This window comes from Bacillus sp. FSL P4-0290, from assembly GCF_037975435.1.
GTDB lineage: Bacteria > Bacillota > Bacilli > Bacillales > Bacillaceae > Bacillus > Bacillus subtilis.
Map to the genome: position 1 here is coordinate 1,716,948 of NZ_CP150253.1, position 22,115 is coordinate 1,739,062.

24 protein-coding genes are annotated in these 22,115 nt (G+C 41.5%); 17 read left to right on the top strand and 7 right to left on the bottom strand.

Annotated features, from left to right (window positions below):
• The first annotated feature begins 231 nt into the window (after positions 1 to 231).
• The 3 genes from cccA (at position 232) to MKY10_RS09145 (ending at position 2,615) form a co-directional block, all read left to right on the top strand.
• A complete protein-coding gene (cccA, locus tag MKY10_RS09135; protein WP_003230068.1) occupies positions 232 to 594 on the top strand; it encodes a cytochrome c550 in 363 nt (120 codons plus the stop codon).
• A gap of 256 nt (positions 595 to 850) precedes the next feature.
• Positions 851 to 1,501 (top strand): tRNA (adenine(22)-N(1))-methyltransferase TrmK, encoded by a 651-nt coding sequence (gene trmK, locus MKY10_RS09140; protein ID WP_015251692.1) that lies wholly within the window; start codon positions 851 to 853, stop codon positions 1,499 to 1,501.
• Positions 1,494 to 2,615 (top strand): Nif3-like dinuclear metal center hexameric protein, encoded by a 1,122-nt coding sequence (locus MKY10_RS09145; RefSeq protein ID WP_015251693.1) that lies wholly within the window; start codon positions 1,494 to 1,496, stop codon positions 2,613 to 2,615. Before trmK ends, MKY10_RS09145 begins: the two co-directional genes overlap by 8 nt.
• A 22-nt stretch (positions 2,616 to 2,637) precedes the next feature.
• Here MKY10_RS09145 and MKY10_RS09150 read toward each other — a convergent pair whose 3' ends face one another.
• The gene (locus tag MKY10_RS09150) at positions 2,638 to 3,582 is read right to left on the bottom strand and encodes a 4-hydroxy-3-methylbut-2-enyl diphosphate reductase (protein WP_014477361.1); all 945 of its coding nucleotides are present in this window, start codon (positions 3,580 to 3,582) and stop codon (positions 2,638 to 2,640) included.
• A 122-nt stretch (positions 3,583 to 3,704) separates the two neighbouring features.
• On the bottom strand, positions 3,705 to 4,448 hold the full coding sequence (locus tag MKY10_RS09155; protein ID WP_003246095.1) for a YqfQ family protein: 744 nt from the start codon (positions 4,446 to 4,448) through the stop codon (positions 3,705 to 3,707).
• 168 nt (positions 4,449 to 4,616) lie between these two features.
• Between MKY10_RS09155 and cshB the strand changes: the two genes are divergently transcribed.
• On the top strand, positions 4,617 to 5,933 hold the full coding sequence (cshB, locus tag MKY10_RS09160) for a DEAD-box ATP-dependent RNA helicase CshB (protein ID WP_044052499.1): 1,317 nt from the start codon (positions 4,617 to 4,619) through the stop codon (positions 5,931 to 5,933).
• Between the two features lie 9 nt (positions 5,934 to 5,942).
• Complete coding sequence (locus tag MKY10_RS09165; protein ID WP_009967756.1) at positions 5,943 to 6,836, top strand: deoxyribonuclease IV; 894 nt, start codon at positions 5,943 to 5,945, stop codon at positions 6,834 to 6,836.
• A gap of 26 nt (positions 6,837 to 6,862) precedes the next feature.
• Here MKY10_RS09165 and MKY10_RS09170 read toward each other — a convergent pair whose 3' ends face one another.
• Positions 6,863 to 7,117, bottom strand: coding sequence for a DUF2624 domain-containing protein (locus MKY10_RS09170; RefSeq protein WP_003230076.1), 255 nt, complete (start codon positions 7,115 to 7,117; stop codon positions 6,863 to 6,865).
• A gap of 115 nt (positions 7,118 to 7,232) precedes the next feature.
• Here MKY10_RS09170 and MKY10_RS09175 point away from each other — a divergent pair, with 115 nt between their 5' ends.
• A complete protein-coding gene (locus MKY10_RS09175; RefSeq protein ID WP_003230077.1) occupies positions 7,233 to 8,114 on the top strand; it encodes a YitT family protein in 882 nt (293 codons plus the stop codon).
• A gap of 137 nt (positions 8,115 to 8,251) precedes the next feature.
• Entirely contained in the window at positions 8,252 to 8,689 is a 438-nt protein-coding gene (gene zur / locus MKY10_RS09180) for a zinc uptake transcriptional repressor Zur (RefSeq protein ID WP_003230079.1), read from the top strand.
• 42 nt (positions 8,690 to 8,731) lie between these two features.
• On the opposite strand, the gene MKY10_RS09185 is transcribed toward zur, so the two are convergent.
• A complete protein-coding gene (locus tag MKY10_RS09185) occupies positions 8,732 to 9,313 on the bottom strand; it encodes a nucleotidase (RefSeq protein ID WP_003246215.1) in 582 nt (193 codons plus the stop codon).
• 132 nt (positions 9,314 to 9,445) lie between these two features.
• Between MKY10_RS09185 and MKY10_RS09190 the strand changes: the two genes are divergently transcribed.
• Entirely contained in the window at positions 9,446 to 9,835 is a 390-nt protein-coding gene (locus MKY10_RS09190; protein ID WP_010886568.1) for a DUF308 domain-containing protein, read from the top strand.
• A 25-nt stretch (positions 9,836 to 9,860) separates the two neighbouring features.
• Here the strand turns inward: MKY10_RS09190 and ispG are convergent, their stop codons facing one another.
• Together ispG and MKY10_RS09200 are read right to left on the bottom strand one after the other, a co-directional pair.
• Positions 9,861 to 10,994 carry a flavodoxin-dependent (E)-4-hydroxy-3-methylbut-2-enyl-diphosphate synthase gene (ispG, locus tag MKY10_RS09195; protein WP_010886567.1) on the bottom strand — a complete coding sequence of 378 codons (1,134 nt, stop codon included), beginning with the start codon at positions 10,992 to 10,994 and terminating at the stop codon, positions 9,861 to 9,863.
• A gap of 122 nt (positions 10,995 to 11,116) precedes the next feature.
• Positions 11,117 to 11,416, bottom strand: a complete 300-nt coding sequence (locus MKY10_RS09200; RefSeq protein WP_003230087.1) for a LysM domain-containing protein — start codon at positions 11,414 to 11,416, stop codon at positions 11,117 to 11,119.
• 276 nt (positions 11,417 to 11,692) lie between these two features.
• On the opposite strand from MKY10_RS09200, the gene yqgA reads away from it, so the two are divergent.
• Entirely contained in the window at positions 11,693 to 12,121 is a 429-nt protein-coding gene (yqgA, locus tag MKY10_RS09205) for a cell wall-binding protein YqgA (protein ID WP_009967754.1), read from the top strand.
• Positions 12,122 to 12,536: 415 nt separating this feature from the next.
• On the opposite strand, the gene MKY10_RS09210 is transcribed toward yqgA, so the two are convergent.
• A complete protein-coding gene (locus MKY10_RS09210; RefSeq protein WP_048655100.1) occupies positions 12,537 to 13,304 on the bottom strand; it encodes a DUF1189 domain-containing protein in 768 nt (255 codons plus the stop codon).
• Between the two features lie 109 nt (positions 13,305 to 13,413).
• Between MKY10_RS09210 and MKY10_RS09215 the strand changes: the two genes are divergently transcribed.
• From MKY10_RS09215 to pstB, 8 genes are all read left to right on the top strand, one after another.
• Positions 13,414 to 13,896, top strand: a complete 483-nt coding sequence (locus MKY10_RS09215) for a DUF456 domain-containing protein (RefSeq protein WP_004398518.1) — start codon at positions 13,414 to 13,416, stop codon at positions 13,894 to 13,896.
• Positions 13,897 to 14,073: 177 nt separating this feature from the next.
• Complete coding sequence (gene sodA, locus MKY10_RS09220; protein WP_004398583.1) at positions 14,074 to 14,682, top strand: superoxide dismutase SodA; 609 nt, start codon at positions 14,074 to 14,076, stop codon at positions 14,680 to 14,682.
• A gap of 105 nt (positions 14,683 to 14,787) precedes the next feature.
• Entirely contained in the window at positions 14,788 to 16,080 is a 1,293-nt protein-coding gene (locus MKY10_RS09225) for an MFS transporter (RefSeq protein WP_048655101.1), read from the top strand.
• Between the two features lie 113 nt (positions 16,081 to 16,193).
• Complete coding sequence (gene pbpA / locus MKY10_RS09230; RefSeq protein WP_015251698.1) at positions 16,194 to 18,344, top strand: penicillin-binding protein 2A; 2,151 nt, start codon at positions 16,194 to 16,196, stop codon at positions 18,342 to 18,344.
• 154 nt (positions 18,345 to 18,498) lie between these two features.
• Entirely contained in the window at positions 18,499 to 19,401 is a 903-nt protein-coding gene (locus tag MKY10_RS09235; protein WP_015251699.1) for a phosphate ABC transporter substrate-binding protein, read from the top strand.
• 68 nt (positions 19,402 to 19,469) lie between these two features.
• Entirely contained in the window at positions 19,470 to 20,399 is a 930-nt protein-coding gene (gene pstC / locus MKY10_RS09240) for a phosphate ABC transporter permease subunit PstC (RefSeq protein ID WP_015714268.1), read from the top strand.
• Positions 20,399 to 21,283, top strand: a complete 885-nt coding sequence (gene pstA, locus MKY10_RS09245) for a phosphate ABC transporter permease PstA (RefSeq protein ID WP_003230103.1) — start codon at positions 20,399 to 20,401, stop codon at positions 21,281 to 21,283. The genes pstC and pstA overlap by 1 nt, the downstream gene beginning before the upstream one ends.
• A gap of 20 nt (positions 21,284 to 21,303) precedes the next feature.
• Positions 21,304 to 22,113 (top strand): phosphate ABC transporter ATP-binding protein PstB, encoded by an 810-nt coding sequence (gene pstB, locus MKY10_RS09250; protein ID WP_009967747.1) that lies wholly within the window; start codon positions 21,304 to 21,306, stop codon positions 22,111 to 22,113.
• Positions 22,114 to 22,115 lie beyond the last annotated feature (2 nt).

Sequence of the window (22,115 nt, forward strand, 5' to 3'; positions counted from 1 at the left end):
ACATTGTGGTGAAAAATTTCAAAATCTAATTCCATATTTTCTATTGTAAGCGTATACAATACATTATACAATAGAATAAAAAGGATATTAGAGATTTAGGCATGTTTCAATTCAATTTTGTATAAAGTGTGAATAAAAAACTTTTGTATAGCAATCCATTTACTTTTTGTAAAAATAAGTTAGAATTAGAAGTGTTTACATAGGGGGAAGGATCAAAAAGGGGGAAGGGAAATGAAATGGAACCCGCTTATTCCATTTTTGCTGATCGCTGTTTTAGGAATTGGTCTAACTTTCTTTTTATCAGTAAAAGGACTTGATGACTCTCGGGAGATTGCAAGCGGAGGAGAAAGCAAATCTGCTGAAAAGAAAGATGCAAACGCTTCACCAGAAGAAATTTACAAGGCAAACTGCATCGCATGCCACGGTGAAAATTATGAAGGTGTTTCGGGTCCGAGCTTAAAAGGTGTAGGGGATAAGAAAGATGTCGCTGAAATTAAAACAAAGATCGAAAAAGGCGGTAATGGAATGCCTTCCGGTCTTGTTCCTGCCGATAAGCTGGATGATATGGCAGAGTGGGTGTCAAAAATTAAATAAAAGAACTATTTTTCTCTTTATACATTCACAGGCCGCCGAGATGTTCTCGACAGCCTTTTATTTTTGACTGCCGCGTGCAGACCCGCATCAAAAGAAATAATTTCAAAATCATTTGCTTCAGCTTGGATTCCGGGCTGATTTTTTATATGATAGTAAAGGAAAAAATGATTGAGAAAAGTTGTGATGACAAGTGAACGAATTAAAATTATCTAAACGATTGCAAACAGTAGCGGAGTACATACCGAATGGAGCGGTGATGGCCGATATCGGCTCTGACCACGCATACCTTCCTTGTTATGCGGTGCTGAATCATAAAGCCAGCGGGGCGATTGCCGGAGAAATAACAGACGGCCCGTTTTTGTCTGCAAAGCGGCAGGTTGAAAAATCAGGCTTAAACTCGCACATTTCTGTAAGGCAGGGAGACGGACTGGAAGTGATTAAAAAAGGTGAAGCTGATGCCATTACGATTGCCGGAATGGGCGGGGCTTTGATCGCTCACATTTTAGAAGCGGGCAAAGACAAATTAACGGGGAAGGAACGGCTCATTTTACAGCCGAATATTCATGCTGTTCATATCAGGGAGTGGCTTTATAAAGAAGGATATGCGCTGATAGATGAGGTAATCCTTGAAGAGGACGGAAAGTGCTATGAGGTGCTGGTAGCAGAAGAGGGAGACAGGGATGCGGCTTATGACGGTATTTCTTTATCAGCCGGGATGCTCGTCGGTCCTTTCTTGGCAAAAGAAAAAAATGCTGTCTTTTTGAAAAAGTGGACACAAGAGCTTCAGCACACTCAAAGCATTTATGAACAGATCAGCCAAGCGGCGGATACAGAGCAAAACAAACAAAAATTAAAGGAGCTCTCCGATCGAATGGAGCTGTTAAAGGAGGTAATCGATCATGGCTAAAAGTGTAAATGGGCAGCAGATCATCCAGCTGTTTGAACAATTTTCCCCGAAAGCCTATGCGGTTGAAGGAGATAAAATCGGCCTGCAAATCGGCACTTTAAACAAACCAATTAAAAATGTGATGGTTACACTTGATGTGTTAGAGAGCGTTATCGATGAAGCGATTGAAAAAGAGGTTGACTTGATTATTGCACACCATCCTCCTATTTTCCGGCCGCTAAAGCATATTTCAACAGATCAGCCTGCCGGAAGGTTAATTGAAAAGTGTTTGAAGCATGATATTGCTGTTTATGCAGCTCATACAAATTTAGACGTTGCGGACGGCGGCGTGAATGATTTGCTTGCTGAAGCATTAGAGCTGAGTGAGACGGAAGTGCTGGCACCTACTTATACGGATCCTCTGAAAAAGCTGGCAGTTTACGTGCCGAAGGAATATGAAGAGCAGGTCAGAGCCGCGCTCGGAAATGCGGGGGCCGGCCATATCGGTGAATACAGCCATTGCGCGTTTTCATCTGAAGGAATCGGCAGCTTTAAGCCATTAGAGGGAGCTAAGCCTTTTATCGGTGAAGTGGGAGAGCTTGAGCTTGTTCATGAAGTAAGGCTTGAGACTGTATTTCCTAAAAGCGTCGAAAAGGCTGTTATCAATGCAATGATAAAAAGCCATCCATATGAAGAAGTCGCTTACGATATCTATCCTGTCGAACAGACTCCCGCCGAAAAAGGGCTCGGCCGTGTCGGAACCCTTAAAAATGAGATGACGCTCAAGGAATTCGCTTTATTTGTGAAAGACAAGCTTGACGTCAATGGTGTCAGAATGGTTGGGGATGCTGACAGCATGGTGAAAAAAGTAGCTGTTCTTGGCGGAGATGGAAACAAGTATATTCATCATGCAAAACGAAAGGGAGCCGATGTTTACGTCACAGGAGATTTATACTTCCATGTGGCCCATGATGCGATGATGCTTGGCCTAAATGTGGTTGATCCGGGCCATTACGCGGAAAAAATCATGAAAGAAGGCGTCACGAGAAAACTTACATCAATGTGTAATGATAAAAAGTTTGGCGTGAATATCTTTGTTTCTGAAACAGATACAAATCCATTTACATTTCTATAAAAAAACTGAGGCTTTTACAGCCTCAGTTTTTTGCTTTTACTTTTGGAAGTATTTTTTTGAGCGGTATATTATGTTCAGTTGTCCAAGTTGATGGATCTTCGTGATCAAACTGCTCTAAAAAGCGAATGACTTCTTTTGTGATCGGCGTCGGTGTTGAAGCTCCCGCTGTAACTGCAACGGTATTAACGCCTTTCAGCCATTCGAGCTTCAATTCGCTTAAGTCGCCGATCCGGTATGCTTTTGTCCCGGCTATTTCCTCTGACACTTGAGCAAGCCTATTTGAATTGTTGCTTTTCGGGTCTCCGACAACGATTGTTAAGTCCGCTTTTTTTGCCTGCTCTGATACAGCTTCCTGCCGCACTTGAGTAGCGAGGCAAATCTCTTGGTGATATTCGACATGAGGATATTTTTCTTTGACAAGCTCCATAATGTCGTGAACATCCCATTGAGACATTGTTGTTTGATTCGTCACGATTAACTTCTCGGCTTGGATATCAAGGTTCTTTACATCTTCTTCTGTTTCAACTAAGTGAACGATCTCCGGCGCTACGCCAACGGCTCCCTCAGGCTCTGGATGCCCTTTTTTGCCGATATAGATCACGTGATATCCTTTTTCTTTCATCTCTAAGATTAGATTATGAGTTTTCGTCACATCCGGACATGTAGCATCAATTGCGACTAACCCTTTTTCTTCTGCGATTCTTCTGACTTCGGGAGAAACACCGTGCGCAGTGAAAATGACAGTTCCTTTGTCAACCTGCTTTAAGATGTCCAGACGGTTAGAGCCGTCCAATGTAAAAATCCCTTCCTCTTCAAACGCATCAGTGACGTGTTTATTATGAACAATCATCCCGAGTATATAGATGGGTCTTGGCAAGCTTTTATCTAGTGACGCATTTTTGGCAATCACCATAGCATCAACAACACCATAGCAATAGCCGCGCGGTGAAATTTTAATTACGTCCATTTTCGGTTGTCCTCCAATACTGAAGTGAGTAAAGGCAATATAAAAAGCCGTAATCAAACGGCTCTATTCTTGCATTCTTCTGATCTCATTATAGCCAATCTCACTTAAGATATCAAAGAATGTTAAATATATAATCTCGGTTTTGAACTGCCTGATGTTCTTTTCGGAGCAGGAGAGGCAGCTTCCTTTTTCTTCGGGGCAGATGTTTTTAATTCTTGTTCTTTATTGTCAGTTGTTTTAGATTTCTTTGGGAGAGAAGAACTTTTTGGTTTTGATTTTTTGTTCCCATCTGAGGTTTTTGTTTCAGTCTCTTTTTCTTTTTCTGATGATTCTTCTGAAACGGATTGTTTTTCACTTTCCTCATTGGCCTCTGTCTCAGTATCATCACTTTTACTTAATTGGCTGTACAGCTTCATCATTGCTGGCAGATTGCGGACTAATGGGCCGTACTGCTGGATCATAGGGGTGACTTGCTGCGCCATGCCGAGTACTTTTTGCACATTTCCAAGCATACTGGATAATGATGCAGGATTGGCAATATTTTGAATGCCTTGCAGGCCAGCACCTCCGCTCGCTGCTGCACCTGCTCCTGGAATTCCGGGAACTCCGGCGCTGCCAGCGCCTCCTCCGCCGGGTAGGAATCTTGACAGCATTCCTTTTAAGCCTCCGCCTGCACCTGCACCATTTCTCGCTCCGGCATTTGCCTGAGGAAGAAATTGTCCGGCTTGCTGAAAACCTTGCTGCTGTGCTCCAAATGAAGGTCCTCGCATATTAGGCGGTCTTCTGCCCATCATTCGCTGATTTGGCATGGGGCGGGGCGGTCCGGGCTGTGGGTAATTTCTCATTGGCTGCTGCGGTGAAAACATACTTGTACCTCCTTTCAGCTCTCTCTGCTATTAGAATATGCATGGGCTGCGGTATTTGCTTTACATAACTGAATAAAACAAACGCCTTGCAAACGTGGTGTTTTTAAGCAAAATCGGGTATAATGTGATGATGGACACATAATGTGCCGCTTTAAGGAGCTGGGAAAAATGAAAGAAACGAAATTTGAACTTTATGAATTGAAACCATTTATTATAGATGCAGTACATCGCCTTGGTTTTTACGAACCGACTGATATCCAGAAAAGGCTGATTCCTGCAGTGCTAAAAAAAGAAAGCGTCATCGGCCAGTCTCAGACGGGAACTGGAAAAACTCACGCTTATTTACTGCCTTTATTAAACAAAATTGATCCTGCTAAGGATGTCGTTCAGGTTGTCATTACGGCTCCGACAAGAGAGCTTGCCAACCAGATTTATCAGGAAACGCTTAAAATCACGCAGGGTGAAGAAGGAAGTCAGATTCGCTCGAAATGTTTTATCGGAGGCACTGATAAACAAAAATCAATTGATAAATTGAAAATACAGCCGCATCTTGTTGTCGGTACACCCGGACGGATTGCTGACTTAATCAAAGAACAGGCGTTAAGTGTTCATAAAGCGGAATCTCTTGTTATTGATGAAGCGGATTTAATGCTGGACATGGGATTCCTTGCAGATGTAGATTACATCGGTTCCCGCATGCCTGAGGATCTGCAAATGCTTGTGTTCTCAGCGACCATACCGGAAAAGCTGAAACCATTCTTGAAGAAATACATGGAAAATCCGAAATACGCCCATGTGGAGCCAAAACAGGTGACTGCTGCGAAAATCGAGCATATCCTCATTCCTTCGAAACATCGTGACAAGGACAAGCTCCTTTTTGACATCATGTCGCATCTGAATCCATACCTGGGGATTGTGTTTGCCAACACGAAAAATACGGCTGACCATATTGCCCAGTATCTGACTGGCAAAGGCATGAAAATCGGCTTGCTGCACGGCGGATTAACACCACGTGAGCGGAAAAAAGTCATGAAGCAGATCAATGATTTGGAATTCACATATATCATTGCAACTGACCTTGCCGCAAGAGGTATTGATATTAAAGGTGTCAGCCATGTTATCAACTATGAGCTGCCGGATGATCTCGATTTCTATGTTCACCGTGTGGGCAGAACGGCTCGTGCCGGCTCATCAGGACAAGCGATGACCATTTATGAGCTTACTGATGAGGATGCATTAGTAAGACTTGAAAAAATGGGCATCGAATTTGATTACTTAGAGCTTGAAAAGGGCGAATGGAAAAAAGGCGATGACCGTCAGCGCCGCAAAAAGCGTAAAAAAACGCCGAATGAAGCGGATGAAATTGCTCATCGTCTCGTGAAAAAGCCGAAGAAGGTTAAGCCTGGGTATAAAAAGAAAATGAGCTATGAGATGGAGAAAATCAAGAAAAAACAGAGAAGAAACCAATCTAAGAAAAGAAAGTAGGGGAACCTGTTGCTGAGAATAGGCTCACACGTCTCTATGAGCGGAAAACATATGCTTCTGGCTGCAAGCCAGGAAGCAGTCTCTTATGGGGCGAATACGTTTATGATCTATACAGGCGCACCGCAAAATACGCGCCGAAAGAAAATTGAAGACTTAAATATAGAAGCAGGCCGGGCACATATGCAAGAAAACGGCATTGACGAGATTATCGTACACGCGCCTTATATTATTAATATTGGCAACACGACAAATCCGTCCACTTTTGAGCTGGGTGTTGATTTTCTTCGTTCAGAAATTGAACGGACAGCGGCCATCGGAGCGAAGCAAATTGTCCTTCATCCTGGCGCTCACGTAGGGGCAGGAGCTGAAGCCGGCATCAAAAAAATTATTGAAGGCTTAAATGAAGTGATTGATCCGAATCAAAATGTCCAGATTGCATTAGAAACAATGGCTGGAAAAGGATCAGAATGCGGCAGAAGCTTTGAGGAGCTTGCGCAGATTATCGAAGGCGTTACACACAATGAGCAGCTGTCAGTGTGCTTTGACACGTGCCATACACATGATGCCGGGTATAACATTGTCGAAGACTTTGACGGAGTGCTAAATGAGTTCGATAAAATCATTGGCATTGACCGTATTAAAGTGCTTCATATCAATGACAGCAAAAATGTCAAAGGTGCGAGAAAAGACCGCCATGAAAATATTGGCTTTGGTGAAATAGGTTTTGACGCACTGCAATATGTTGTTCACCATGAGCAGTTAAAAGACATTCCAAAAATTCTTGAAACACCATACGTCGGTGAAGATAAAAAGAACAAAAAACCGCCATACCGTTTTGAGATTGAAATGCTGAAAGAAAAACAATTTGATGATACATTGCTTGAAAAGATTTTACAGCAATAAAAAATGGGGGATAACACCCCCATTTTTTAGCTTGTAAATTGTTTGAATAGTTCATTAACTGTTTGAGCTGTTTCTTTCGATGTAATCGTCTCTACTTGTTTCAGCAGCCGCATTCGTTCACTCTCATTAAAGATGTTTACATTTTTCCCGTATAACAGGTTCGCTACTTCAACGGCCTGCGATCTTGTTAAGCTGATTCCGTATTGTTTTGAGTACTTCAGCAAATCATCAGCAGTAGCCTGATTAAGCCGCTGCAAAATAATTCTTTGAAATAAAATCATCGGTCATTCCACCTCCAGACTTAATGTATGGGCAAATCAGTAAAATGTGTCAGTGTTTAATGGTAAAATAGATTTATAATGTATTTAAAATAGTTATTGCAGGAAAGGAGATTTTATGACCCCAACAAAACAACATAAGAAAGAAACATTTACCCATTTTATTTTCAGGGTCTTTATGATTCTGGTAGGAGCTGCATCTGCGGCTGTAAGTATTGAATTATTTTTAATCCCCAATGATTTTATTGATGGCGGGATTATCGGTGTATCGCTTATTTTAGACCACCTCTTTATGTCAAACCCCTTTCTGAATTTCGCTTTTTTCGTTGTCATATTAAATATTCCTTTTATGATCTTCGGATATAAATATATCGGTAAGACCTTTCTAGTCTCTACGTTTATAGGGATTGTCGGGCTTGCCGTTATTGAATCCTCACTTCACCATGTAGAAGCCATTACAACCCAGCCTATTTTGGCTACTGTGTTCGGAGGTCTTTTACTCGGCTTTGGCGTCGGGCTTGTTATTCGAAATGGAGGTTCAATGGATGGTACAGAAATTCTCGGTATTTTGCTGACCAAAAAACTCCCGTTTTCTGTAGGTGAGTTCGTTATGTTCATCAATGTGTTCATTTTCATTTGGGCAGTTTTTGTGTTCGGTCCTGAGCAAGCGATGTACTCATTCATGACTTATTATATTGCGATGAAAACGATTGATGCCGTGATCCAAGGGCTTGATGAAACAAAAGCTGTCATTATTGTGTCTGAGCAGTATGATGAGATTTCCGACGCGATTTTGCACCGTCTCGGTCGGGGCACAACGAAGCTGAAGGGGAAAGGCGGATATACGGACGAAGAAAAAGACGTAATTTACGCGGTTGTCACAAGGCTGGAAGTGACAAAGCTCAAATCGATCGTGTTTGAAGTTGATCAAAATGCATTCATAACAATTATGAATACTCATGAAACGAGAGGCGGAAAATTCAAAAACGCAATCCACTAGGCTTTCATTTACTTTTATTCATTTTATGGGTATAATTTTATCTGCAGTAAAGAAAATGGCTTGCTGGACAGACAGCTGCCATTTTCTTTTTCATACATGTGATACGTTCTTAAGCAAAGCGAAAAGGGGGACCTTTCATGAACGTCCAAGAAGCGCTGAACCTATTAAAAGAAAACGGATATAAATATACAAACAAACGGGAGGATATGCTGCAGCTTTTTGCTGATTCAGACAGATATCTTACCGCTAAAAACGTACTGTCTGCACTGAATGATGATTATCCAGGCTTAAGCTTTGATACAATCTACAGAAATCTTTCTTTATATGAAGAACTTGGGATTTTGGAAACAACTGAGCTGTCCGGTGAAAAGCTTTTCCGATTTAAGTGTTCATTCACCCATCACCACCATCATTTTATTTGTCTTGCCTGCGGCAAAACAAAGGAAATTGAATCATGTCCGATGGACAAGCTTTGTGATGATTTGGATGGCTATCAGGTCAGCGGACATAAATTTGAGATTTACGGCACATGCCCTGATTGTACAGCGGAAAACCAAGACAACACTACTGCGTAAAATGCGTATATATGAAAAAGGGGCCCGGTTTGGGCTCCTTTTTCAGTTATTGACGCGTATTAAGTGATGCTTGTTGTTGTTCATCCATTGAACGGCTTCTAGCCAGTTGTTTACTCTGATGATGTTTGAATCAATCGGAAGCTGATTATAAGGGGAATTGAACAAAATCACCGGTATCCCGGCTTCTTTCGCAATCATCATGGCGTTACCGTGATGATCCTCAAAAAACAGGTCGATGTTATGATTCTTGACCGCTTCAACTTTGTGATGACCGCCAACGAGTTCGATGTGGTCATAATGAATGTTTTGTCTGTCAAACCATTCATAGGTAATATCAGTTAAATGAGTCCGTCTCGCTGTAATATAAATAAGCTTGTGCTCCTCTTTGAGAAGATCAAGTGACTGTTTCGCATGCTGTGCAAGCAATGCTTCCTTATATATGATCGCTTCATTTTGATTCATCCAATCCCAAAATTCTTCCTGGGTAATGTTTAACAGCTTTGTTAAATCATAATCCGTCATATCGTTTAATGAAATGGAAAGATTAAACGAACGGTTCAAATAAGGGACGAATGTATCCTGAGCCGTGATTGTGCCGTCAATATCTATTCCTAAGCGTAACATGCCCACACTCCTTCAGTTTCATCCCTTCAAGTGTAACATAAACAATTGACATTAACAGAAAAGTTTAGCAAACATGAATCAGGCAAAATGGATCAAACTATAAAAGCTCCTTTAATAAAACAGAAGGGGGAATTGAAGGTGGCAAACGATTACGAAAAGCGTGATAACAACAGTTACTATGTTGATCATGGATCTGAAGGGACAAATATTACCCGCGACAATGACGGTTTTTTTGAGGAAACAGCTGCTGAAATCGCAGAGCCTTATCGTGCTGCTGACCGCAGCAATGACCAAGACAATGATCGCAGCGGCGGCAATGTCAATGAAGGACGGGGAATAGGATATATCGCTTTAGCCTTGTCCATCATTTCATTGTTTGTACTGCCTGTTTTATTGGGAGCTGCTGGTATTATTGTCGGCTATATCGCAAGAAGAAGAGGTGCACAAGGCCTTGGAGCCTGGGCAATGGGTATCGGTGTCGTTTCATTAGTGCTTGGAATATTTATTATTCCATTTTTCTAACACAAAAAAGCTTGACGGGTTCCCGTCAAGCTTTTTGTGTTTCTTCTTTTAATTTTGCTTTTTCAGCTTCAAGTTTTGCGTAGTGTTCCTCAGCAAGAATGTCAATTTCTTTTTTGAGTTCTTCTACCATCGTTTCCTCTGGAACCTTACGGACAATTTTCCCTTTCCGGAACAGCAGCCCTTCACCGCGTGCGCCAGCGATTCCGATATCAGCTTCTCTCGCTTCACCAGGTCCGTTTACAGCGCAGCCGAGAACAGCAACTTTAATCGGCGCTTTTATCTTAGAAATATACTCTTCCACTTCATTGGCAATGCTGATTAGATCAATCTCAATACGGCCGCAAGTCGGACATGAGATGAGCGTGGCAGCATTGGAGGCTAAGCCGAAAGATTTCAGAAGCTCCCTTGCTACTTTTACCTCTTCTACAGGGTCTGCGCTTAGTGAAATGCGCATGGTGTTCCCGATGCCTTTGCTTAAAATGGCGCCGAGTCCTGCTGCGCTCTTTACTGTGCCGGCAAACAGTGTTCCTGACTCGGTGATCCCGAGGTGAAGCGGGTAGTCAAACGCTTTCGCCGCTTTTTCATAAGCCTCGATTGCAAGGTTCACGTCAGAGGCCTTCATGCTGACAATAATATCGTGAAAATCAAGATCCTCAAGAATTTTAATGTGATGAAGTGCGCTTTCTACCATTCCATCGGCAGTCGGATAACCGTATTTTTCTAAAATGCGTTTTTCCAATGAACCGGCGTTTACTCCGATTCTGATCGGAATGCCTTTGTCTTTGGCCGCTTTAACAACCGCTTCAACTTTTTCGCGCCGGCCGATGTTGCCGGGGTTTATTCGGATTTTATCTGCGCCGCCTTCAATGGCTTTCAACGCAAGTTTATAATCGAAATGTATGTCAACAACGAGAGGAATGGAAATGCGCTTTTTAATATCCGCAATGGCGTTTGCTGCCCGTTCATCCGGACATGCTACCCGAACGATTTGGCATCCGGCTTCAGCCAAACGGTTAATTTCTGCAACCGTTGCTTCTACATCATGTGTTTTCGTTGTTGTCATGCTTTGGATGACAACTTCATTGTTGCCGCCTATTGTTAAAGGTCCCACTTTGACGGGACGCGTTTTTGTACGATGTGTGATTTCACTCACTTGCAATCGCTCCTTAATTGTAGTTGCCGCTTCTAGATATAACAATTCTAGTATGGTTTATGTGAATTTATTTTACAAATTACATTGTAACAGTGTCTTCGCCGAACTGACAAGAAATTAACGTTAAATTAAGGGTAGACCGGGAATTTATACGCTGTTCCCGCTTGAATGGCATTGGCTTTCACATTTGGATTCAGTGCTTCAAAATCCTTTACAATGTCATCCGGAGAACCTGCTGATCCGACTATCGACATAACCGTATCACCCGGCTTTACCTTCACCGTTTTATAAGCCGGTTCTTGTACAGCCGTTTTTGCTGATGCTTCATAGACAGGGAGGTCCTGAATGGGTATGGTTCCAATTTTAAGGTCATAAAAAAGAATAAAAAGTATAAAAACAATGCTGCATACTAAGGTGAGACGCTTCATCGCTTTTCCTCCCGCATACGAAATTTTATACCATAGTATGCTTGTCCATTTCGATTCATGACAAAAGAAAAGAGACTGCGAATGCTCGGTTTTTATACAGGCGCTTTTTTGACAGGATTTCTTCGACTAAACATTAACTTCAGATAGAAAATAGAAAATAGTGCAAAATTAGATCAAAAAGAGGCTTTTATAATATAAAACTCGTATTCCATTATTTACAATGAACAATGGATCTGTTAGGATAATTATGTAATAGTTTAAAGGAGGATCTACAAAATGAAGCAAGGAAAATTTTCTGTGTTTTTAATTTTGCTACTAATGTTAACTTTGGTAGTTGCACCTAAAGAAAAAGCAGAGGCTGCAAGCAGTGGTTGGCAACCGGTAAGTGGTATTTCTGGTTGTAAAATAAGAGTTATTACAGATGCTTATACATATACTAAGAGTGCAACATCTATTGATGCTTACGCCGAAACAAATGGAAAATGCGGTAAACTAAATTATAAGAGCTTTGGTGTATCTATAGTTGAGGGTGGGGACATTGGCCCGCAATATTCAGGGTACTTTTCAAGTAGAACTCCAACCAAAAAGTTTTACTTCAGTAAATTACCAAAACCGACAGGAACACCTTGGGCAGTAGGTTTATCAGTGTATAAGGGGAAAGCTAAGGGAGCTGCATTTGTATACATAAACCCACAAAAAAGATAACAGTTCAATAATGAGAATAGAAGGAAAGAAGATAATTCTAACTTGTTGATGATTTAATTCTGAAAGCTAGGTGCCCTATTGGTACCTGGCTTTTTAAATAGCAACTATCTTATGTAAATATGTTGTGAAAGGATGCAAAATATTTTGCCATATGATTTTAACTAGTCTATTAGTTAAAATTTAACATTATTCTTATTTTGTTAAAAACATATGTCAAATGCTGTTAAGAACTTCTTTCATGTTACATCTTACTACTTCTGATATTATTGTCCAGAGCTTGTTCTTGAGTAATTGTAGAGCTTTTTTTATAAATGTATCTGTTTAAGCTCTATACATTTTATTAAATATCCCTTAAGTAAAAAGTTAATGCAAATGCTTTCACACTCTCTACTTAAAGGATAAAAATAAATATAATTTAACTTTTATTAATTACTTTTTTGGACGGAATCTCTTTTAAAACGAGAAACAGGATGACAAAATTGACAAACCAGTTCAGCAAAAATTCACTTGGTACGGTTGCTTCTAGTGCCCGCATGATTGTAAAGAATACAGTTGAAAGTGTGATGGAATAAGCAGAAAGCTTCCAGAGCTGATGATAGGATAAATGTTTTTTCTGCGAATTCTTAATGATTAACCCGATAAGCGCTAAAAACGATACTTCAATAAATTTTCCCGCTGCTGTTACGAGAAAAATAAGAGCTGAGAGAACAGTTACAATCATCGCTTTATTTTGGTTTAAACCTGCAATGACATCTTTTTTCTGTAACTCTGACGGCATCATTGAGTAAGACATTTCTTGGGCTTGTCCGTCAATGGCCAAAACAAATTTGTTCTGAAGGATGCCGATTGCGTTTTGCTTTGCTTCAATTTGTTCAGTGCCATAGGAGTCTGTCGGATCGAACACGATAACGAAACCATTTGCTTGAGATTCCGTGGCTTTTTTCTCATCCGTTTGAAGTTTGCCGTTTGAAATTGTGAAATCAGGGAAATCTTTGTTTAAAACAGTTTTAAAGCCGTTCATTGATTTTACGGTCCCTGTACTTACATAATAAGCGGTAGGGATTGCAAACAGGACAGAGAGCAAAAATACATAAAGAATCGCTTTTCCCATTCCTTGAAATCTTGTTTTTGCAATATCACGGGGAGAGTATGTACTTTTAATGAAAAGCTGAAACACATTCACTATCTTCACTTCCTAGCTAAACTAATATATGTTGCTTATTGTATCGTTGCATGCGTGTGAATACAAGGAAGACATGAAGAAGACAGAGTAAAATGGGAGGATGGAAGCTATGGATATGTTGTATTGGCTGTTGATTGCAGCGGTTTTTATCATTGCCTTTATCGGGCTGGTGTATCCTGTTATTCCGAGCGTAGTATTTATTGTTGCCGGATTTGTATTGTACGGATTTTTATTTTCATTCAGTCCGTATTCTTATATGTTCTGGCTTGTTGAGGCAGTTTTTGCCGCAGTATTATTCGCAGCAGATTACGTGTCGAATCTGCTTGGAGTAAAAAGGTTCGGAGGAAGCAAAGCTGCCATATGGGGAAGCACGATCGGTTTATTAATCGGGCCTTTTGTCATTCCGGTTGCAGGGATCATATTGGGGCCGTTTATCGGGGCTGTTTGCGCAGAACTTATCGTTCATCAGAAGGACTTAAAGTCAGCGTTTAAAATTGGCCTCGGCTCACTCATTGGTTTTTTAACAGGGGTTATTGCAAAGGGCATCATACAGCTTTTGATGATCGGATACTTTTTATGGACGGTCCTATAAGAAATGCTGGCGGCAGGTTTAATGGGGCAGATTATCGGTTAAAGTGAAATATGTCGCTGAAATGAGCCAAATCGTGAGCTTTTTCATTGATTACAAAGCATTCTTTTGTTACATTGAATGAAGAAAGGCTCGCTGTGAAGCGGCATTTCAGTACATATATACTAAGGAGGAATTATCATGGCTTACGAACTTCCAGAATTACCTTATGCGTACGATGCTTTAGAACCGCATATCGACAAGGAAACTATGACTATTCACCATACGAAACACCACAACACATACGTGACAAATTTAAACAAAGCGGTTGAAGGAAACACTGCTCTTGCCAACAAATCAGTTGAAGAGCTTGTTGCAGATCTTGATTCTGTTCCTGAAAACATCCGCACTGCAGTCCGCAACAACGGCGGCGGACACGCGAACCACAAATTATTCTGGACACTTTTATCTCCAAACGGCGGAGGCGAACCGACTGGCGCGCTTGCTGAAGAGATCAACAGTGTATTTGGAAGCTTTGACAAATTCAAAGAGCAATTCGCAGCAGCAGCAGCTGGACGCTTCGGTTCTGGCTGGGCATGGCTTGTTGTGAACAACGGGAAACTTGAAATCACAAGCACGCCAAATCAAGATTCTCCGCTTTCAGAAGGCAAAACGCCTATCTTAGGTCTTGACGTTTGGGAGCATGCTTACTACCTTAACTATCAAAACCGCCGTCCTGATTACATTTCAGCTTTCTGGAATGTTGTAAACTGGGACGAAGTGGCTCGTCTATACAGCGAAGCAAAATAATGGCACAAACAAGGTCCTCATTATGGGACCTTGTTTTTTATGTCTTCTTTTTACATATCTCGGTTTGAGTGAGACAGACTAAGGGATAGTAAAGGGGAGTCAGTAATGAGCAAACTAAAAAAAGTGATAGGCGATGTAGACGTAAACAAAGGGTTACTCTTTCTGCTGACCATTGGCGGGCTTTACTCGCTGGGAATTGCACTGTCCAATACATTTGTTAATGTGTATCTTTGGAAGCAGTCAGGGAAATTTATTGATTTGGCGATATATAATTTATCCATTGTGACAATGCAGCCGATAACCTTTTATTTGGCTGGACGGTTAGCCAAAAAAATAGACAGGGTATTCATTTTAAGGTTCGGCGTCATTTTTTTAGCTGCCTTTTATTTAAGTGTGCTTTTAGCCGGAGAAACGGCGGCCAGCCGTCTCGTGCTAATCGGCGCGGTGCTCGGAGTTGGCTATGGCTTTTATTGGCTAGCGTTTAACGTGCTGACCTTTGAAATAACAGAGCCGGATACACGAGACTTTTTCAACGGGTTTATGGGCATTCTGTCTTCCTCTGCAGGAATGATCGGCCCGATTGTAGCCGGATTCGTGATCTCAAGGCTTGAAAATAATACGGGTTATACAGTGATTTTCAGTCTCTCCCTCAGTTTATTTGCCCTGGCTGTCGTGATGAGCTTTTTCTTAAAACGGAGAGAATCAAAGGGCCGTTTTATGCTGAGCAAAGTATTTGGAGAGCGCCATAGCAATATGAATTGGCGGAGAATCACGAATGCGCATTTTTTTCAGGGTTTGAGAGAAGGGATTTTTGTCTTTTTAATCAGTGTGTTTGTATTTATTGAGACAAACAGCGAACTTGCTCTCGGTACATTCGGTCTTGTCAATTCAGCTGTTTCCTTCTTTGCCTACTACTTTGCATCCAGGCTGATTAAGAAAAAGGCGAGAAAAAAATCGATTTTGCTGGGCGGACTTATTTTGTATGGCGCTCTGTTTTTGATTCTGTTCCATATGAGCTTTTCGACATTATTAACGTATGGCGTTTTTATTGCCATCGGCTATCCTCTGTTGCTTGTGCCATATGTATCACTTACATATGATGTGATAGGGCGCGCGAGGCATGCCAGAAAAGCAAGAATTGAATATATCGTGCTTAGAGAAATGTTCTTGAACGCCGGCAGAATTGTTTCCATTTTGTGCTTTCTCCTGATTGTGGCCCTTCTGAAAGAGGATGTGGGAATTCCTTTGTCACTTGCGATATTGGGTATAGGACATCCTTTGATTTATTACTTTGTCAAGGATATCCGTTTTAAGGAGAAAGAAGGGGAAAATGAAACCATGGAAGAAGACGGCCAAAAACGGGTAACAGAACCGACCCTGTTAAAAGACGAGAGATAATTTTTTTGCCAAAAAGGGGTTATCTGTAGAAAAAAGTCGAAAAAACCTTTAAAATGAAAACTGGCACTCTTACTTGAGTGTCTTTTCTTTCTGTAAATAGAAAAGGTGATGTTATGAGGAGAAATAAACAAAAAAAGCAAAATCATAAAGAGAAAAAGAAGTCGCTTCCGATCCGGCTGAATATTTTATTTTTAGCTGCCTTTGTTATATTTACCTGGATTATTGTGGAACTGGGCATCAAGCAGATCGTGCAAGGCGATGATTACAAAAACCAAGCGAATAAGCAGGAACAAAGTGAAGTCAGCTCAGCGGTACCGCGCGGGAAAATTTATGATCGAAACTTTAATGCCATTGTGACAAATAAGGCTTTAAATGCAATCACGTACACGAGATCTAAATCGACCACGCAAGAACAGCGCTTAAAGATCGCAAAAAAGCTGTCTGGCATGATCAAAGTCGATACAAAAAAAGTAACAGAACGGGATAAAAAAGATTATTGGATTTTGACTAGACCGAAAGAAGCGAAAAAGCTGATTAGCTCTAAAGAAAGACAGCAGGTTGAAGAGAAAAAATTATCCGATGACGATTTATACCAGCTTCAGCTAAAACGGATTACTGATAAGCAGCTGAATGAATTGACGGATAAAGATATGCAGATCCTTGCTATCAAAAGGCGTATGGATTCAGGCTATGCTTTGACCCCTCAATATATTAAAAATGAGGATGTATCAGCGAAGGAAATGGCAGTGGTAAGTGAACATTTAGACGAACTGCCTGGAGTTGATGTCACGTCCGATTGGGAACGTGAATATCCATATAAAAACCTTCTTCGCTCAGTGCTCGGGAGTGTTTCCAGCTCTGATGAAGGATTGCCGTCCAACTTGCTCGACCATTATCTATCGCTTGGCTACAGCCGAAATGACAGGGTCGGAAAAAGCTATCTGGAATACCAATATGAAAGCCTTCTGCAGGGCCAAAAAGCAAAAGTCGAAAATATCACAGATTCAAAAGGCAATGTCACGGGAACAAAAACGGTATCTGAAGGCAAAGCCGGGAAAGATCTTGTACTAACAATTGATATTGATTTGCAAAAATCAGTGGAAAAAATTATTGAGAAAAAACTTAAAGCTGCTAAAGCAAGACCTAGTACCGAATTGTTGGATCGTGCATTCGTTGTCATGATGGACCCTAGAAACGGCGAAGTGCTGACAATGGCAGGGAAGCAGATTAAACGAGAAAATGGAGCCTATAAGTTTGATGATTATGCATTAGGAGCCATGACTTCATCCTACGCTATGGGATCAGCTGTAAAAGGTGCAACCGTTTTGACCGGTCTTCAAACTGGAGCGATTAATTTGAATACTGTATTTAAGGATGAACCATTGTATATCGGCCAGGATAAAAGAGGGAAAAAATCTTGGCAAAACTTAGGGCCGGTTGGTATTCAAACTGCATTAGAGAAGTCATCAAACGTTTTTATGTTTAAAACAGCTATTGCAGTTGGTAAAGGTGAATATAAACCTCACCAAGCATTGCCTTTGGATACTTCTGCATTTGATACCTTCAGAAATTATTTCAGTCAATTTGGATTAGGAGTAAAAACAGGAATTGATCTACCAAATGAAATGACGGGATATAAAGGTACAAGCAGATTATCTGGTTTCTTGCTTGATTTCGCCATTGGACAGTATGATACTTATACACCGCTGGAATTGGCTCAATATGTCTCCACCATAGCAAATGGTGGCTACCGCATGAAGCCTCAGCTTGTAAAGGAAGTCAGAGATTCAAATGCGAAAAAAGGGATCGGCGCAGTCGTTGATTCTGTTCAGCCTGAAGTATTGAATAAAGTCGATATGAAGAGTAGCTATATTGAAGAGGTCCAAGCCGGTTTTAGACGGGTTGCCACTAAAGGGACAGCTGCAGGTCAACTGGCTTCAGCATCGTATAAACCAGCTGCAAAAACAGGAACAGCCCAATCATTTTACGACGGACCGGATAAATCAAAAACAGGAACAGACACTTATAATACGACGCTTGTGGCTTATGCACCAGCTGACAATCCTGAGATTGCTATTTCTGTCGTAGTTCCTTGGACTTACATTGATTACAATCAAAGATACTCAATTACAAACGAAATCGGCAGGGAAGTAATGGATAAATATTTTGAGCTGAAATCGAAGCAGGACAAAGAAGATACTCAGCAAAAGAATAAAGACAAAATTGAAGAAAATGCAGAAAACACAACGTCTTCTGATAACTAAAAAGAAACGCTCACATGATGTGGGCGTTTTTTTTATACAAAAAAACGCACTGATTTACAAAACCTTAACATTCGGTTCAAACCCTTTTTACATAGAACCTTTACTCTATACGTGTAGGACAAATTACACATTATACGCAGGGGGAATTCAGGAAATGAAAAAAAACAAATTGGTGCTTATGCTTCTGATGGCTGCTTTTATGATGATTGCAGCTGCATGCGGAAATGCAGGAGAAAGTAAAAAATCGAAAAGCGATTCTGCAAAAGGAGAAGAAAAGGCATCAGGTTCTTTAACCATTTCTGGTTCATCGGCCATGCAGCCACTAGTACTTGCAGCCGCGGAAAAATTTATGGAAGAAAACCCTGATGCTGATATACAGGTACAAGCTGGCGGTTCTGGAACAGGGCTTTCTCAAGTCTCTGAAGGAGCTGTTCAGATCGGGAATTCAGACGTTTTTGCTGAAGAAAAAGAAGGCATCGATGCAAAAGCGCTCGTCGATCATCAAGTCGCTGTAGTTGGTATGGCAGCAGCTGTAAACCCTGATGCTGGTGTGAAGGATATTTCAAAAGATGAATTGAAAAAAATCTTCACTGGCAAAATTAAAAACTGGAAAGAGCTCGGCGGCAAAGACCAAAAGATTACACTTGTAAACCGTCCTGATTCTTCCGGCACACGTGCTACATTTGTGAAATATGCGCTTGACGGAGCGGAGCCTGCAGAAGGCATTACTGAAGATTCCTCCAACACGGTGAAAAAAATCATTGCTGATACTCCGGGAGCGATTGGATATCTTGCATTCTCATATTTAACAGATGACAAAGTAACTCCTCTATCTATTGACGGTGTTAAACCTGAAGCGAAAAATGTAGCAACTGGCGAGTATCCGATCTGGGCTTATCAGCATTCTTATACAAAAGGTGAAGCGACAGGTTTAGCTAAAGAATTTCTTGATTATCTAAAGAGTGAAGACATTCAAAAAAGCATTGTTACTGACCAAGGCTACATTCCGGTTACTGATATGAAAGTGACACGCGATGCCAACGGGAAGCAAAGCTGATCTTAATAAAAAGAGGAGTGCGGGGACAACCGTTTCTCCTCTTAACACATTCATAGGAGTGTAAAACAATGATAAACAATAGAGAAAATATGTCTGTGAGCGAGCGTTTAATCAGCTCAAGGCAAAATCGGCAATTGGATGAAGTTCGGGGAAGAATGATTGTGACAGCATGTGCGCTGATTATGATTGCGGCATCTGTTGCGATCACCATTTTCCTCGGCGTGAAGGGGCTGCAATCTTTTCTTGTAAATGGTGTAAGCCCAATTGAATTCTTAACGAGCTTAAATTGGAATCCTACAGATACTGATCCGAAATACGGAGTGCTGCCATTTATTTTTGGCTCATTTGCAGTAACGATTCTTTCTGCTCTAATCGCTGCGCCGCTTGGCATTGCAGGTGCGATTTTTATGACAGAGATTGCCCCGAATTGGGGAAAGAAAGTGTTGCAGCCGGTGATTGAGCTTTTAGTCGGTATTCCATCTGTTGTTTATGGATTCATAGGTCTTACAGTATTGGTGCCGTTTATCGCCCAGTTCAAATCGAGCGGAACAGGGCACAGTTTATTGGCGGGAACGATTGTCCTTTCCGTCATGATTCTGCCGACGATCACATCGATTTCTGCTGATGCAATGGCTTCTCTTCCGAAGAGTTTACGAGAGGGTTCTTACGCGCTTGGTGCGACAAGATGGCAGACGATCAGAAAAGTACTTGTGCCTGCAGCTTTTCCAACATTGATGACAGCTGTTGTGTTAGGCATGGCTCGGGCGTTCGGCGAAGCTTTGGCTGTTCAGATGGTCATTGGAAATACAAGAGTATTGCCGGAAAGCCTGTTTGACACTGCGGGAACGCTGACAACGATCATCACGCTGAATATGGGCCACACCACATACGGAAGCGTTGAAAACAATACGCTGTGGTCAATGGGGCTTGTGCTTCTGGTGATGTCATTCTTGTTCATCCTGCTTATTCGCTACTTGTCATCTAGGAGGAAAGTGTAATGAACCGCAAAATAACAGATAAACTGGCGACCGGAATGTTTGGTTTGTGTGCAGCCATTATCGCTGCCATTTTAGTAGGTTTGTTTTCCTATATTATTATAAACGGTGTTTCTCAGCTCAGTTTTCAATTTATTACAACAAAATCGAGCGCCATTGCAGCTGGAGGAGGCATACGAGATCAGCTGTTTAACTCCTTTTATATTTTGTTTATTACAATGCTGATTACAATCCCGCTCGGTGTGGGCGGCGGAGTCTTCATGGCTGAATACGCGCCTAATAACAAAGTAACTGACTTCATCAGAACATGTATAGAGGTGCTTTCATCTCTTCCGTCTATTGTCATTGGGATGTTTGGATTATTGATGTTTGTCAACTTAACAGGCTGGGGATATACGATCATAGGCGGAGCGCTTGCGTTAACTGTTTTTAACCTTCCTGTCATGGTGCGTGTGACAGAAGACGCGATCCGTTCAGTCCCTAAAGATCTGAAGGAAGCCTCTCTCGCTTTAGGTGTATCACGCTGGCATACCGTAAAAACAGTTTTAATTCCAAGTGCGATTCCTTCTATCATCACAGGAGCAATTTTAGCGTCAGGAAGGGTGTTCGGGGAAGCGGCCGCATTATTATTTACGGCAGGCCTGACAACACCGCGTCTTAATTTTACGGAGTGGAACCCGTTTTCGGAAACATCACCGCTTAATATTTTCAGGCCCGCTGAAACACTTGCGGTCCACATTTGGAACGTCAATACACAAGGAATGATTCCGGATGCTGAAGCGATTGCCAACGGTGGTTCTGCCGTGCTGGTGATTTCTGTTCTTGTGTTTAATCTCGCGGCGAGATGGCTTGGCACGATGATCTACAAAAAGCTTACGGCAAATTAGAACGGAAAGAGGCGAAAAACATGTCTGAACAAATGGTAAAAGAAAAACCTGAGCGAGCTGTTATTGTTCCGAAGCAGAATCACGTGCTTGAGGTCAAAGATCTGTCCATTTATTACGGAAATAAACAAGCCGTTCATCATGTAAACATGGATATTGAAAAAAATGCGGTGACTGCTTTAATTGGGCCGTCGGGATGCGGAAAATCTACTTTTTTGAGAAATATTAACCGAATGAACGATTTAATTCCATCTGCAAGAGCGGAAGGTGAAATCCTTTATGAAGGATTAAATATATTGGGCGGCAATATTAACGTTGTCAGCTTGAGAAGAGAAATCGGAATGGTTTTTCAAAAACCAAATCCATTTCCGAAATCGATCTATGCGAATATCACACATGCATTGAAATATGCCGGAGAGCGGAATAAAGCTGTTTTAGATGAAATTGTGGAAGAAAGTTTAACAAAAGCGGCCCTCTGGGATGAGGTGAAGGATCGTTTACATTCATCCGCACTCTCGTTATCCGGCGGCCAGCAGCAGCGTTTATGCATCGCGAGAACACTTGCGATGAAGCCGGCTGTTCTTCTGCTTGATGAACCAGCTTCAGCGCTTGATCCGATTTCAAATGCGAAAATAGAGGAATTAATTACAGGATTGAAAAGAGAATACTCAATTATTATTGTCACGCACAATATGCAGCAGGCTCTGCGGGTTTCTGACCGGACGGCATTCTTTTTAAACGGCGAGCTTGTAGAATACGGACAGACCGAACAGATTTTCACGAGTCCGAAAAAGCAAAAGACAGAGGATTATATTAACGGGAAATTCGGATAGGA

Coding starts and splice junctions, on each gene's coding strand:
- MKY10_RS09145 (WP_015251693.1), top strand. CDS start 1,494: ATGGCTAAAAGTGTAAATGGGCAGCAGATCATCCAGCTGTTTGAACAA.
- MKY10_RS09225 (WP_048655101.1), top strand. CDS start 14,788: ATGAGCAAACTAAAAAAAGTGATAGGCGATGTAGACGTAAACAAAGGG.
- pbpA (WP_015251698.1), top strand. CDS start 16,194: ATGAGGAGAAATAAACAAAAAAAGCAAAATCATAAAGAGAAAAAGAAG.
- MKY10_RS09215 (WP_004398518.1), top strand. CDS start 13,414: ATGGATATGTTGTATTGGCTGTTGATTGCAGCGGTTTTTATCATTGCC.
- MKY10_RS09155 (WP_003246095.1), bottom strand. CDS start 4,448: ATGTTTTCACCGCAGCAGCCAATGAGAAATTACCCACAGCCCGGACCG.
- pstB (WP_009967747.1), top strand. CDS start 21,304: ATGTCTGAACAAATGGTAAAAGAAAAACCTGAGCGAGCTGTTATTGTT.
- MKY10_RS09185 (WP_003246215.1), bottom strand. CDS start 9,313: ATGTTACGCTTAGGAATAGATATTGACGGCACAATCACGGCTCAGGAT.
- MKY10_RS09150 (WP_014477361.1), bottom strand. CDS start 3,582: ATGGACGTAATTAAAATTTCACCGCGCGGCTATTGCTATGGTGTTGTT.
- cccA (WP_003230068.1), top strand. CDS start 232: ATGAAATGGAACCCGCTTATTCCATTTTTGCTGATCGCTGTTTTAGGA.
- MKY10_RS09200 (WP_003230087.1), bottom strand. CDS start 11,416: ATGAAGCGTCTCACCTTAGTATGCAGCATTGTTTTTATACTTTTTATT.
- pstC (WP_015714268.1), top strand. CDS start 19,470: ATGATAAACAATAGAGAAAATATGTCTGTGAGCGAGCGTTTAATCAGC.
- zur (WP_003230079.1), top strand. CDS start 8,252: ATGAACGTCCAAGAAGCGCTGAACCTATTAAAAGAAAACGGATATAAA.
- yqgA (WP_009967754.1), top strand. CDS start 11,693: ATGAAGCAAGGAAAATTTTCTGTGTTTTTAATTTTGCTACTAATGTTA.
- MKY10_RS09175 (WP_003230077.1), top strand. CDS start 7,233: ATGACCCCAACAAAACAACATAAGAAAGAAACATTTACCCATTTTATT.
- trmK (WP_015251692.1), top strand. CDS start 851: ATGGCCGATATCGGCTCTGACCACGCATACCTTCCTTGTTATGCGGTG.
- MKY10_RS09235 (WP_015251699.1), top strand. CDS start 18,499: ATGAAAAAAAACAAATTGGTGCTTATGCTTCTGATGGCTGCTTTTATG.
- sodA (WP_004398583.1), top strand. CDS start 14,074: ATGGCTTACGAACTTCCAGAATTACCTTATGCGTACGATGCTTTAGAA.
- pstA (WP_003230103.1), top strand. CDS start 20,399: ATGAACCGCAAAATAACAGATAAACTGGCGACCGGAATGTTTGGTTTG.
- MKY10_RS09170 (WP_003230076.1), bottom strand. CDS start 7,117: ATGATTTTATTTCAAAGAATTATTTTGCAGCGGCTTAATCAGGCTACT.
- cshB (WP_044052499.1), top strand. CDS start 4,617: ATGAAAGAAACGAAATTTGAACTTTATGAATTGAAACCATTTATTATA.